Here is a 14,499-nt window from a genome sequence, read left to right on the forward strand (position 1 = left end):
TTCATCATATAAAACCTATTTGACTACATAAAACACGTTTATAATAATGAAATACAAACAACGCAACTTCATATTACTCTTAGGTTTACTAGCCTTCTCCCTCCAATTACACGCTCAGGAATTTTGGAAAGACAAGCAGGTGTATACCGTTGGAACTGAACCGCACACCACTACGCATTATCAATTTACAAATGAACAATCGGCTTTAGTAGGAGACTACGAAGCTTCTGAATATTACAAAAGTCTTGCAGGCAATTGGAAGTTTCATTGGGTAGAAAGTGTGGCTGAAAAACCAGAAGATTTTCATTTACCTTCTTATAATGTGGAGGATTGGAAAGAAATTCCGGTGCCTTCTTGTTGGGAACGTCATGGTTACGGTACGCCTTCTCATAGAGGTATTGGGATGTTGGTCAAAAAAGAACAAATCCGTATTCCGAATGTGCCTGACTATAATCCCGTAGGAAGCTACAGAACCACTTTTGAGATTCCGGAAAATTGGGAAGAAAGACAAACTCTTCTTCATTTTGATGGCATTTCTAGTGCCTTTTACCTTTGGATCAATGGTGAAATGGTAGGTTATGATGAAGATGCGATGACAAGTTCGGTTTTCAATATTACACCTTATCTAAAGAAAGGAAAAAACACCATGGCGGTGCAAGTGTACCGATGGACGACAGGTAGTTATTTTGAGTCGGGTGATACTTGGACATTTAGCGGAATTTTCAGAAATGTGTATTTACAAAGTCGTGCAGGTGTGCAAATCAGAGATTTCTATTTGACTTCTGATTTAGATGAAGAATATAAAAATGCGACGTTTAATGCCAAAATCAAGGTATTCAATAATACAGACATCGTCGCCAAAGGACATAAAGTAAAAATAGCGTTGTATGATGCTGACGGTACTTTAGTGCATGAATCGGGAGATAAAAGTCCGAAGTTAGGTTGGCGTATGGGGAATTTAGGAGCCGAAAGCGTTTTAGATTATTCTGCGATGATCGAAAATCCTAAACTTTGGTCGGCGGAATACCCGAATTTATATACAGTGGTATTATCGCTTTTAAATACAAAAGATGAAGTGGTAGAAGTGACACGAACGAACTTCGGATTCCGTGAGGTGAAAATCGAAAATCTACAACTTTTAGTCAATGGAAAATCGATTAAGATTAAAGGGGTGAACCGTGGTGAATCACATCCTGAATTGGGGAAAACTTTGACAGAGGAATCCATGATTCAAGACATCAAATTGATGAAGCAACATAACATCAATGCCGTCCGTTCTAGTCATCATCCTAATGATTCCCGCTGGTATGCATTGTGTGATCAATACGGCCTTTATGTAATGGATGAAGCCTTGGAAACACCCGATTATTTTATCCGCAATAATGGCGTACCGGGCAGTGATATCAGCTGGATGGCTACAGCCTTAGATAGAGCTGTAGCGATGGTAGAACGTGCTAAAAACCACCCTTCCATCATCTTTTGGTCATTAGGAAATGAATCCGGTTGGGGACAAAACTTCGCTTTATTAAGTGATTACATCCGTCGCTTTGATTCTACTCGACCTATCTCTTATGATGGTAGAGAAACGGACTGCTGGGCCACCAAAGATTACTTTGATATGAACAGTTCGATGTATCCATTTATTGAAAATACTGAAAACCTAAAGCATTGGAAGAAGTTGAGTTTTTGGGCGGAACCAAAATACAACAAGCCTTATATCATGATTGAATATGCTCATGCACAAGGCAACTCATTGGGCAACTTCTCGGATTATTGGAATGTAGTCGAAGAAAACCCTTCATTTTTGGGCGGTTATATTTGGGATTGGGTCAATCAAACCTATAATGAGAAAATGCATGATGGAAGCATTCGTCAAAGTCATAAATTAGATTATCATCCATTAGACTCCCTGCCCGTGGATGGTGATTTTTCAGATATTCTGGAATTAGAAAATGAATGTGCAAAAGGAATTGTCTTTGCAGATCGAAGTGTAAAACCTTCCATTTACGAAGTAAAAAAAGCACAACAATACATTGCGATTAAAGCAGACGACAACAAGGAAAACACCTTCATCGTTCACAACAAGTACGCTTTTACTAACCTTAATAATTTCGCAGGAAGTTGGACCCTTCTAAAAGATGGTAAAGCCGTAAAAGATGGAGAAATCCCCGCATTAGATTTAGCACCTGAAGCTTCAGAAGCCTTCAATCTATCACTACCAAAAATGGATAAAACGGCTGAATATGCCCTTGATTTTAGTTATAAATTAAAAGAAGCAACAAGCTGGGCAGAAGCAGGACACGAAGTAGCCAAAGAACAAATCCTCCTTCAAAAAGCATCTCCTGTAGTAGCAAAAGCTTCAGGAAAAGTTACTTTATCGGAAAACGGAAATAAGGTACTCTTAAATGGTAAAAACTTCAGCATTCACTTCAACAAAACAACAGGAATCATCGAATCCATCTTATCCAACAATAAAGAAATTATTGCTCAGAATGGAGACATCAAAGGACCTGAATTAAACGTCTACCGTTCATCAATTGAAAACGACAGACAATTTGTAAAAAGCTGGGATGACGCTGATTTGAAACAACTAAAAAGAAAAGTGGTTTCCTTCCAATCTGAACAAATTTCTAAAGAACTTGCTCGTGTAAATGTAGTCCTTGAATATCTTTCTGATTCTGGTAGTATTCAACATAAATGCATCTATGAAATCAGTGGAAACGGTACTATCAAGATGGAGAACACCGTCATTCCAACAGGTTTTGAAACTATGGAAACCCTACCAAGAGTTGGTTTAAAACTTGGGTTAGAGGAAGGATTTGAAAATGTGAACTGGTACGGTTTCGGTCCTCACGAAAACTACCCCGATCGTAAAGAATCTGCTCACTTGGGTATCTATAATTCAACGGTAACAGACCTTTTTGTTCCTTACGTTGTTCCTCAAGAAAACGGTGCCCGTTCGGGAATTCGTTGGGTAGAACTTTCTTCCAAAAAGAAAACTTCCTTGAAGGTAAAATCAGACTCTCCATTTATTTTCTCTGCATTACATTATGATGCGAAAGATTTGGATAAAGCTTGCCGTCCAGCTTTCCTCCAAAAGAGAAAAGAAACCATTTTGTGCATCGATGCTCAAATACTTGGACTTGGTAATGCTAGTTGTGGTCCAAAGCCATTGAAGGAGTATTGGGTACCGGTGAAAGAATATGCTTTTAGTTTTGTGATGGAGTTGTAGGGATGTTGCATTGCAACGTCCGCTGAACCACCATAATAAAGATTGCATAAATAGTATTTAGAAATCGGGAGATTTCTGATGACCAATAGGACACGAATGACGCTAGCGCTTAACATTCGCGCCAGTGGTACCACTCCCTAGCGCAAGAGTTAAGCGACAGCGTCTCTTGTGTTTTTTAGATCTTTAGAAGTCTCTGACTTCTAACCAAAAACCGCACTTTTAGATTAATAAAGGTGCGGTTTTCTTCATTTTAAAAGTATTAAAAAAAAATTTAGCCTTGCTTCTTATGATTCGCGTGGACATTGCAATACAAAGACCCTACAGAAAATATCTAACACATCTCTTCCCCCTAAAACCCCTCCCAAAGCGGGTATAAAGTTGAACTTTTTATGCATTTACAGGGGGTAAATGTGTAACAAATACATTTCTCTCTCGGATTTAAAAATAATATGTGTTATTGCATTCATATTTAAAACACTTATTCATATTTGAAATAAACAATGCAGCAAAATCCAATAATCGGTACTTTATTACATGCAGTGGGAGGCGTTTCAGCATCTACTTGTTATGTGCCTTTTCAGAAAGTAAAGCAATGGAATTGGAATTCCTATTGGTTGGTTCAGGCCGCTTTCGCTTGGTTTATTTTCCCTTTAGTTATTGGTTACATTACGGTGCCTGATTTATGGGAAGTCTTCGCAGAATCGCCTTCTGAAGTAATCTTCAATGCTTTTATTTTAGGAACGATTTACGGTTTTGGAGGCATGTGTTTTGGATATGCTATTAAAGAAATTGGGTACTCACTTACCTATACCATTTCAATTGGTATCTCTGCCATTTTGGGTACGATTGTGCCGTTGATTATGCATGGTGAATTGGTGTCTAAATTCTATGAACCGGGTGGAAATATTATCTATCTGGGAATGTTTATTTCACTTATCGGTATTGCACTTTGTGGGGTTTCGGGATATAGAAAAGAAAAAGATCTTAAGAATTTAAATATTGAAACAGGCAACCAACCTTCTTTTAATATGAAGAAAGGTTTTATGCTCACTTTAATAGCCGGTGTACTTTCAGCAGTGTTTGGTATCTCATTAGAAGTAGGTGCTCCAATTGCTGAAATTGCCGGAAAACATGGAGCAGGTTATTTCGAAGGAAATGCCAATCTGATGTTATCGACAATGGGTGCTTTTGCGACTAACCTTGTTTGGTTTGTGGTTGTAGGAATTAAGCAAAAAACATTAAAAGAAATTGTGGATGTAAAAGGGCTTGGGTCAAAAACAATCGGCACCAACTTCCTAATGTCTATTCTAAGTGGTGCATTATGGTATGGGCAATTCTTCTTCTACAATATGGCACATGTAAGAATGGGTGATTTCAAATTTGCCAGCTGGGTAATTCACATGTCTATGCTCATTTTCTTCAGTTACATCTTGGGTATTCTGATGAAAGAATGGTCACAGGTGAGCAAGCGAACTTACAATACATTACTCTTTGCCTTAGGCGTGCTAATCATTTCTTTCTTAACCATGACTTACGGAAGTAGCATGGGAACGGAAGCTATAGGGCATTAATAAAAGATACAATTAGACTAAAAATATTCAACTGAAATGAAAAAGTTAAAAGGAATTACTTGGAACCACAGCCGTGGATTTACCTCAATAGTAGCCGTTTCACAGCGTTTTGAAGAACTATATCCTGATGTACAGATCTCTTGGGAGAAAAGATCGCTTCAAGCTTTTGCTGATGAACCAATAGACCAATTGGCAGAAAGATATGACTTCTTAATTATCGATCATCCTTGGGCCGGTTTTGCTGCCCGAACTCAAGTGATTATGCCTTTGGATACATTGCTTCCGCAAGATTTCATGAAAGATTTGGAAGAAAATACGGTGGGTAGATCACACGAAAGTTACGCTTACAATAATCATCAATGGGCATTGGCAATTGATGCAGCAACTCCAGTTGCTTCTAGCCGTCCGGACCTTTTTGAAAAAGAAGGATTGAAGTTTCCAGAAACATGGGACGATTTAGTGGAGTTATCGAAAACAGGAAAAGTGGCGATCCCTGGTATTCCTCAAGATACATTAATGAGTTTCTACATGGTTTGCTCTACGTTAGGTGAAAACGTGTGTGAAACTAAAGATCATGTCGTTTCAGAAGAAATCGGATTAAAAGCACTTCAGATGCTTCGCGATTTAGGAGAAAATATTAAAGAAGAAAGTTACGATTGGAACCCGATAAAAGTTTGTGAGGCCATGACCAAAACAGACGATTATGTGTACGCTCCTTTCGGTTATGGATATACGAATTACTCACGTGAAGGCTATGCTCGTGTTCCTTTAAAGTACCATGATATGGTGGCCATAAAGGATCAAAAACTGATCAGTACGTTGGGCGGTACAGGCTTGGCTTTATCTTCTAAATGTGAAGAAAAAGAATTGGCCTCAAAGTTCTTGGAGTTTGCAGGATCTTTAGATGTTCAAAAGGGAATTTTCTTTGACAATGGCGGTCAGCCTGGACATAGAAAAGCATGGACGGATCAAAGAGTGAACAGCAAGTGCATGGACTTCTTTAGCGATACACTTCCAGCTTTAGACCGTGCATTTTTACGACCACGTTACAACGGTCACATGTATTTCCAAGATAGAGCCGGTGCACCTATTCGTGAGTTTATGATGAAGGGTGGTGATGCTAAAGAGCTATTGAAACAATTAAATGAATTGTACATCAAATCGCTTTCTCAAAATGACTAATTCAAAACCATTAGAGGGCCTTTTGGTGTTGGAATTCTGTCAGTTTTTGGCAGGACCATCCGCAGGTTTGCGATTAGCAGATTTGGGGGCTCGCGTGATCAAAATTGAACGTCCCAATCATGGTGAAGCTGGGCGTCAGATTGCCATTAAAAATTTAAGAGTGGATGGAAGCAGTTTGGTTTTCCATACCCTCAATAGAAATAAAGAATCTTATGCTGCCAATTTAAAGGACACAGAAGATCTACAAAAAGTAAAAGAACTTATCGCCAAAGCAGATGTGATGACCCATAATTTCCGTCCGGGTGTGATGGAAAAAATCGGGTTAGACTATCCTACTGTTCAAGAAATCAACCCTCAAATTGTATACGCGACTGTTACGGGTTATGGTACTGAAGGTCCTTGGTCCGCTAAACCCGGACAGGACCTTTTAGTACAGTGTATGTCGGGCTTGGCACACCTTACAGGCGATAAAAATGACGGCCCTACTCCTTTCGGATTGGCGGTCGCTGATATCATCACAGGGTCTCATTTGACGCAAGGGATTTTAGCCGCTTTGCTTAGAAGTGCGAAAACCAAGAAGGGTGCTTTCGTAGAAGTGAGCTTATTAGAATCAATGTTGGATTTCCAATTTGAAGTCATCACAACGTACCTCAACGATGGAAATAAACTTCCTCAAAGAGCGGAAAAAGGATCTGGACATGCTTACCTCAGTGCTCCTTATGGAGTGTATGCGACCAAAGACAGTCATATTTCTTTGGCAATGGGTGGCTTTGATAAACTGGTTGAATTGCTTGATACAGATCAATTAAGAGGGTATTCAGAAGAGGAAACGTTTACGAAGCGTGATGAAATTATGAATACACTTCGTGAAATATTAGCCACTAAAACAACTCAGGAATGGTTAGATCTTTTCGAACTAGCAGGGATTTGGTGTTCAGCCGTTTTCGACTACGAACAACTGCTTCAACATGAGGCTTATAAAGTATTGGAAATGGATCAAAAACTACCGCTTGACACAGGCGAGTTTATCCATACCACACGTTGTCCGATCCGCTTAAATGATGAGAAATTATTTGCATCAAAACCAGCTCCTAGAGTGGGTCAAGATACAGATGCAATTGCCAAAGAGTTTAACTTATAAAGACAAAAATATGCTTCCATTAAAAGATATATTAGTAGTTGATCTAAGCCAGTTTTTGTCTGCCCCATCAGCTACACTCCGATTGGCAGATCTTGGTGCAAGAGTCATCAAAGTAGAACGCCCCGAAACAGGTGATATCTGCCGTCAGCTTTATGTTTCCAACGTAATGCTCAATGGTGAGTCTTCGGTTTTTAGAGCCATCAATAGAAATAAAGAGAGTTTTCAAGCCGATTTAAAATCGGATATTGATAAAGAAAAAGTACTGAAGCTTATCGCAAAAGCGGATGTTTTGGTACACAATTTCAGACCTGGTGTGATCGAACGTTTAGGGTTGGATTATGATACGGTGAAAGCAATTAATCCTTCAATTGTTTACGGTGATATTTCTGGATATGGATCAGAAGGACCATGGTCAGCCAAGCCTGGGCAAGATCTTCTGTTGCAATCTTTATCAGGGGTAACATGGCTGAGTGGCAATGCTGACAAAGGGCCGGTACCTATGGGTATTGCGATCGTCGATATTTTGGCGGGTGCTCACTTGGCACAAGGTCTTATCGCCTCCTTAATCAAAAGATTCAAGACCAATCAAGGAAGTAAGGTCTCAATAAGTATGCTGGAATCGATTTTGGATTTCCAATTCGAAACCATCACTACATATTACCACGATGGTGGCGAACCTACGGTAAGAACAGCAAGCAATAATGCACATGCTTATCTAGGTGCTCCTTATGGGGTTTATGCTACGAAAAACGGGCATTTAGCTTTGGCTATGGGTGCCATTCCTGTATTGGGAGAATTACTCGGTTGCCCTTCTTTGGCAAACTACCCTGAGCCTGATACTTGGTTTACACAAAGAGATGAAATAAAGAATATTCTAGCCGGTCATTTACTGACTGAAACTACTGAACATTGGCTTTCGATCTTAGAACCTGCCGATATCTGGTGTGCGGATGTATTGAATTGGGACACCCTTTTCAAACACGATGGTTTTAAAGCCCTCAACATGATTCAGAATGTAAAAATGGGCGATGGATTCGAGTACAAAACTACTCGTTGTCCGATTAAAATTGATGGAGAATACCTCACTTCCACATTAGGATCTCCGGCTATTGGAGAACATACGCAAGAAATTTTGAAAGAACTAAACGCTATGGATCATGAAGGAAAAGTTGAGAATTGCTGTTCGTAAATTTGGCCCTTTTGAAAGTGCTATCCAAAAGATTTGGGACGACTTCAGCTCACGGCATAAATGTGATGTAGAATTGGAAGCTGTACCAATGGACCTGCATCCTCTTTATGATACTATTTTAAAAGAGGATGGTTTGAAGAACGGCGATTGGGACATTGCATTAATGAACACCGATTGGATTACGGAAGCTTACAGCAGTAATTCCATCGCTGATTTAATGCCTTTTATAGGTGATGATTCCTCTGTTTTGGAAGAAGCATGGAGTCCTTCTCTTTTAGGAAAACAACGGTTCGGAAATGCAGTTATGGGGCTTCCATTTCATAACGGACCAGAGTGCTTAATGTACAGAACGGACCTTTTTGAAGATGCGAAAGAACAAGAGGCTTTCAAGAATAAATACAACAGAACACTGACTGTTCCCAAAACATGGAACGAACTGATGGAAGTCGCCTCTTTCTTCCACCGCCCTCAAGCAGGTTTATACGGAACGACTTTCGCCGCTTACCCTGATGGACATAATACTGTCTTCGATTTCTGCCTTCAATTATGGACAAGAGGTGGTCAATTAATCACTGAAAACGATAAAGTGGTGCTTCATTCGAAAGCGACTGTTGAAGGCATGAAATTCTACCGTAAAGCTTTACAAAACAAAGAGGCCATTCACCCTAAATCAAGAGAGTTTGATTCTGTAGAAGCTGGTTTAGCGTTCGCTAACGGTGAATTAGCCTTAAGCGTCAACTGGTTTGGCTTTGCCGCCAATTGTGAAGTGAGTCCTGATTCTAAAGTAAAAGGGAAAGTGGATGTGGCTTACATCCCTGCAGGGGAAGGTGGAGAAGGCGTTTCTCTCAATGCCTATTGGATGTACGTGATTGGAGCAGGCAGTAAAAAACAACAATTGGCTTATGACTTTATCAATTTTGCGACCTCCGCTAAAAACGATGAATTATTAACGCTAGAGGGTGGTATCGGATGTAGAGTTTCGACTTGGAGAAGTCCAAAGGTCAATCAAGAAATCCCTTATTATCATAAACTAGAAGAACTGCATCAAAACACCGAATCTCTTCCTCGAATGAACAATTGGTCGCAAGTCGCAGACATCATCGACGAGTTAGTGCTGAAGGTGATCAATACAGAAGAAGACATCGAAAACATCTTAGCTACTGCACAGGAGAAAGTGGATCAGCTGGAGCTTGTGAATACATAATATAATACAAGAATATTGCGTGCACCACGACTGAAGTCGTGGGCTAGTGATACCAACTCCAACAACACTAAAGTGATGTTTCCGCTTTTTCTTTCACAGTAAGTACTAGGAAAGAAGAAAAGGGACAATTTTAGATTGTTATTTTTTATTCTAATCGAGACAGATTTGAAGAGCATAGCCATAGCTACGTGATAAAAATCTAACGATGAGTAGGATAAAAAAGATAAGATAAAATGTCCAATTACTTTTTTCCTAGTACTTAATTAAATCAATAATGAAATGGAAATAAATTATCAATATACCTTACCAAAAACATCCCGCCCGATCATCATCATCGGAGCAGGAGGTATTGTCAACGATGCACATATGCCCGCTTATAGAAAAGCTGGATTTGAAGTATATGGCATCACTAACAGAACAAAAGAACGAGCAGAAATAATAGCAGAAAAATATGACATCCCAAGAGTATTTGATAGCATCGATGATGCCATCGCACAAGCTCCAGAGAATGCCGTTTTCGATCTTACATTAATGCCAAATCAGTTTGTTGCCACTTTAGAAAAACTACCGGATGGCGCCCCAGTGCTGATTCAAAAACCTTTAGGTGATTACTTTGAGCAAACTAAAAAAATCATCGAAGTCTGTAGAAGAAAAAAGCTTATCGCGGCGGTAAACTGTCAGTTGCGCTTTGCTCCATATGTCATGGCGGCACGTGACATGATCAACAAAGAAGCCATCGGCAAAATCTACGATATGGAAGTGAAGGTGTCGGTATACACTCCATGGGAAATTTTCCCTAATGTAGTCCATCATCCAAGATTGGAAATCCAACAGCACAGTATTCACCACATCGATTTGGTAAGGTCTTTCTTGGGTGACCCAAAAGGAATTATGGCGAAAACATTAAAGCACCCTGCCAAAGAAATGTCGTCTACTCGTACCAATGTCATCATGGAATATGATGATGATGTGCGTGCATTAGTCAGTACCAACCACGATCACGTTTTCGGATTTGATCACCAAGAAAGCTATGTAAAATGGGAAGGTACCAAAGGAGCTATCTATGCTAAAATGGGCCTTTTGATGAACTACCCTGACGGTGTGCCAGACGCTTTTGAATACTGCATTTTAGAAGAAGAGAAAAAACCAGAGTGGAAAACCAAACAATTGGAAGGGTCATGGTTCCCTGATGCTTTTATCGGCACCATGTCTTCATTGATCTGTTATGCCAACGGAGAATCTGACCAATTGGATACTTCTATTGAAGATATTTTGAAAACCATGCATGTGGTAGAAGCGGCGTATAAATCGAGCGATATGGGTGGTGTGAAACCTGAATATGGTTCAATATAAAATTGTCAAAAAGCAATAAAAATAAAACAATGAAAGCATCATTATACGAAGGAAATCAAACCTTCACTGTTGTTGAAAAAGAAATAGAAGCGCCTGCCGCAGGTGAGGTAAGAATTAAAGTAGCCTATTGTGGGGTGTGCGGTACCGATGTACATATTTATCATGGTATGATGGACAAACGTGTCAGTATTCCTGTTACTATCGGGCACGAAATGTCGGGGACTGTAGATGCTGTTGGTGAAGGTGTGAAAGGATTTCGTGTGGGCGAGAAAATCACAGTTCGTCCATTAGACAACAGAGGTGAAACGCCTGCTGATAAAGGATACAGCCATATTGCAAAAGCATTAAAGTTTATCGGAATTGACAGCCCAGGCGCCATGCAACAATACTGGAATGTTCCAGCTTTCACATTACATAAACTGAAAGAGGAAACCGACCTTAAGCTAGCGGCACTTATTGAGCCTTTATCAGTGGCTTGCCATGATGTACGCATGAGTAAATTGAAAAAAGACGAAGTAGCTGTTGTTTTAGGTGGCGGTCCTATCGGTTTACTTGTTGCTATGGTAGCCAAAAGCAAAGGAGCTAGAGTTATTATTTCAGAAGTGAATGATGCTCGAATTAAAATGGCAGAAGACATGGGCTTTGAAGTGGTCAATCCTATTATCACCGATCTAGTAGCCTATGTTGATCAACAAACGGAAGGCGGGTTAGCGGATGTTGTATTCGAAGTAGCTGGCGTGCAAGCTTCATTAGATGTAATGACGGAAGTGGCAGGTATCCGTGGCCGTATTGTAATGGTGGCCATTCATGGAGAGAAAAAGCCCGTGGATCTGTTTAAGTTCTTCTGGAAAGAATTAGAGTTGATTGGTGCTCGTGTTTACGAAAAAGAAGATTACGAAGAGTCGATCCAATTGATCACAGAAAACAAATACAATTTCGATAAGATCATCACGGGCACAAAACCACTGGATGAAATCCAACAGATATTTGAAGACATCGATAATAATCCAACAGGGATGAAATTCTTGATCGACTGTCAATAGAATTTATTCTGTCAGGCACCATAGTTAAAACTATGGGCAGGTGATAAACAAACCTTTCCAAGACTGAAGTCTTGAAGGTTAAAAAAGGAAATAACACTTTAGTGTTGTTGGAGTAAATATCACCTGCCCATGACTTCAGTCGTGGTGCACAAAACACTTACATCAAACAGAAAAAAATAAAGCAATGAGCGTTTTAAATACATTTAGTTTAGGAGGAAAAGTAGCATTAGTTACAGGTTGTAAAAGAGGTATCGGCATGGGCATGGCCGTTGCGTTAGCTGAGGCTGGCGCCGACATTATTGGCGTAAGTGCCTCTCTAGAAAAAACAGGAAGTAATGTGGAAAAGGCAGTAACGGCATTAGGTCGTAAATTCTCTGCTTACACTTGTGATTTCTCCAACCGTGAATCACTTTATACTTTCATTAAAGAAGTGAAGGCAGACCACCCCGTAATTGATATTTTAATCAATAACGCTGGTACTATCCTTAGAGCTCCTGCAGTAGAACACCCTGACGAAATGTGGGACAAAGTAATTGAGGTAAACCAAAATGCACAATTCATCTTAACGCGTGAAATTGGAAAAGAAATGGTGGCTCGTGGCTCAGGTAAAGTAGTATTTACAGCATCACTTTTAACTTTCCAAGGTGGTATTACAGTACCAGGTTATGCGGCTTCAAAAGGGGCAATCGGTCAGATGACCATGGCTTTTGCAAACGAGTGGGCCTCAAAAGGCGTGAACGTAAACGCTATTGCACCAGGTTACATCGACACAGATAACACTGAAGCATTGCGTAACGATCCTGTAAGATCAGAGCAAATCCTAGCACGTATCCCTTCAGGACGTTGGGGTAAACCAGAAGATTTCGCAGGTCCAGTAGTCTTCCTTTGCTCGGAAGCAAGTGCTTATATGCAAGGTGCAGTAATGCTTGTTGACGGTGGATGGATGGGACGATAAATTAAACAGCATTTGTAAGGACGTTGCATTGCAACGTCCTAGCGGACCACAACACGAACCACTTTCCGTCTTCCCTTATACTTAATCCCTTCATTTTAACTTTAAAGAAACAATCATGCATATAAAATCACAATTTTTCGAAGACTACACACTAGGAGACTATAGAGAGACTCTTGGTAGAACAATTACAGAAACGGACTTTGTTGTTCATGCAGGACAAACAGGTGATTTCTTCCCTCATCATATGGATGCGGAATGGTGTAAAACACAACCTTTCAAGGAACGTATTGCACACGGCACATTGACATTTAGTGTGGCCATTGGGATGACAGCAACGGAAATTAACCCGGAAGCATTTTCTAAAGGATATGACCGTTTACGCTTTGTAAAGCCAGTACACATTGGTGATACTATTCATGTGAAAGTGACCATCTCTGAGAAATCAGAATCCAAGAAGCCGGAATTAGGTCAGGTGATTGAACACGTAGAGGTTATCAATCAAAGAGATGAATTGGTTTTGGTTTGTGATCATATATTGTTAGCAAAGAAAAAAGGGTGGTAGGTCGGTCATCGCTAATAAAAAAGCAAATAAACCATGTTTCAAGTGTTAAGCGAAAGTGTCACTTGGAACTATTCTTTGGTGAAGTCTCCCGACTTCGAAATAAATGGATATTCACTTTTGTAATTCGAAGTCGGGAGACTTCGCCAATACTTTATCACAAGTGGCGCCTACCGGCTTAACACTTGCGACATTAAAGAGTTTCATTTTGATTTAGGTTTACCAAATAGAAATGATTGACCTACTACATTTCAGCTATCTACATCCCAACTTGGTGTATATTACATCATTTTGGGGTTATTCTTTATCTGCAGGAACACCGCCGATGGAGACATTAATGGCATCTACGGTCTTTAAAATCTCATTAATAATATCATCTTGAGAGACGTTCTTCAGTTGGGAAGTTAGCCCTGATACTACCAACACCGCCATCACCTCATTATTGATATCATACACAGGCGCGGCAAAGTCTGTAACACCTTCCGTCAGCGTACTTTTTTGTACAAAACATTGTAGGTCTTTCAAAGCTGACAACTCTTTTTCCAACTCCGTTTTTTCCTTTTTTGATAACGCTTGGTATTCCTCCGACGCTTTCAATATTTGCTCCCTTTCCGCTTCCGATTTATGAGCTAAAATAATCTTTCCCGAATTGGTTTGAGTGATAGGAAAAACGCCCCCCACTTCCACAGACAGCGAAATAGGTGTCATGCTCTTCGCTTGGCAAATAATCAGTAGTTTATTCTGGTAGAAAAAGCTCAAATGACAAGACTGATTAATGGTCTGAGAAAGCTGTTCCAAATAAGGCATAGAAGCTTTCACCAAGTAATCAATGGAAGAGTGATGATGGGACAATTGGAATAAACGTAACGTCAATTGATACTTGCCCGAAATAGGCTCTTTATTGATATAACCTCTCTCCTCCAGACACACCAACATACGGTAAATCTCGTTGGGTTTACGATTAATACCTGTTCCAATTTCTGCTTGAGATTGAGGAACCGACTGTGCGGATAAGAATTCTAAAATATCTAATCCTTTGTCGAGTGCGGGAGAGTTATAAGTAGGCATAT

Annotated in this window: 11 protein-coding genes; 10 read left to right on the forward strand and 1 reads right to left on the reverse strand. The window is 40.0% G+C overall.

Annotation, left to right across the window (positions count from 1 at the left end):
- The first annotated feature begins 46 nt into the window (after nucleotides 1–46).
- From IC221_RS19885 to IC221_RS19930, 10 genes are all read left to right on the forward strand, one after another.
- A complete protein-coding gene (locus IC221_RS19885; protein WP_188170636.1) occupies nucleotides 47–3,232 on the forward strand; it encodes a glycoside hydrolase family 2 TIM barrel-domain containing protein in 3,186 nt (1,061 codons plus the stop codon).
- 500 nt (nucleotides 3,233–3,732) lie between these two features.
- Entirely contained in the window at nucleotides 3,733–4,803 is a 1,071-nt protein-coding gene (locus IC221_RS19890) for an L-rhamnose/proton symporter RhaT (protein WP_188170637.1), read from the forward strand.
- Between the two features lie 36 nt (nucleotides 4,804–4,839).
- A complete protein-coding gene (locus tag IC221_RS19895) occupies nucleotides 4,840–5,985 on the forward strand; it encodes an extracellular solute-binding protein (RefSeq protein WP_188170638.1) in 1,146 nt (381 codons plus the stop codon).
- Nucleotides 5,978–7,126, forward strand: a complete 1,149-nt coding sequence (locus IC221_RS19900; protein WP_188170639.1) for a CaiB/BaiF CoA-transferase family protein — start codon at nucleotides 5,978–5,980, stop codon at nucleotides 7,124–7,126. Before IC221_RS19895 ends, IC221_RS19900 begins: the two co-directional genes overlap by 8 nt.
- A 10-nt stretch (nucleotides 7,127–7,136) precedes the next feature.
- Entirely contained in the window at nucleotides 7,137–8,315 is a 1,179-nt protein-coding gene (locus IC221_RS19905; RefSeq protein ID WP_188170640.1) for a CaiB/BaiF CoA-transferase family protein, read from the forward strand.
- Entirely contained in the window at nucleotides 8,284–9,519 is a 1,236-nt protein-coding gene (locus IC221_RS19910) for a sugar ABC transporter substrate-binding protein (RefSeq protein WP_223241441.1), read from the forward strand. The genes IC221_RS19905 and IC221_RS19910 overlap by 32 nt, the downstream gene beginning before the upstream one ends.
- A gap of 279 nt (nucleotides 9,520–9,798) precedes the next feature.
- On the forward strand, nucleotides 9,799–10,872 hold the full coding sequence (locus IC221_RS19915; protein ID WP_188170641.1) for a Gfo/Idh/MocA family protein: 1,074 nt from the start codon (nucleotides 9,799–9,801) through the stop codon (nucleotides 10,870–10,872).
- A 29-nt stretch (nucleotides 10,873–10,901) separates the two neighbouring features.
- Entirely contained in the window at nucleotides 10,902–11,915 is a 1,014-nt protein-coding gene (locus IC221_RS19920) for a zinc-binding dehydrogenase (RefSeq protein WP_188170642.1), read from the forward strand.
- Between the two features lie 184 nt (nucleotides 11,916–12,099).
- On the forward strand, nucleotides 12,100–12,870 hold the full coding sequence (locus tag IC221_RS19925) for an SDR family oxidoreductase (protein WP_188170643.1): 771 nt from the start codon (nucleotides 12,100–12,102) through the stop codon (nucleotides 12,868–12,870).
- Nucleotides 12,871–12,985: 115 nt separating this feature from the next.
- Nucleotides 12,986–13,432: a MaoC/PaaZ C-terminal domain-containing protein gene (locus IC221_RS19930; protein WP_188170644.1), complete on the forward strand. Its 447-nt coding sequence runs from the start codon at nucleotides 12,986–12,988 to the stop codon at nucleotides 13,430–13,432.
- 294 nt (nucleotides 13,433–13,726) lie between these two features.
- Here the strand turns inward: IC221_RS19930 and IC221_RS19935 are convergent, their stop codons facing one another.
- Complete coding sequence (locus IC221_RS19935) at nucleotides 13,727–14,497, reverse strand: IclR family transcriptional regulator (RefSeq protein WP_188170645.1); 771 nt, start codon at nucleotides 14,495–14,497, stop codon at nucleotides 13,727–13,729.
- Nucleotides 14,498–14,499: the final 2 nt, after the last annotated feature.

It is taken from the genome of Flammeovirga sp. EKP202 (assembly GCF_014534745.1).
Classification (GTDB): Bacteria; Bacteroidota; Bacteroidia; order Cytophagales; family Flammeovirgaceae; genus Flammeovirga.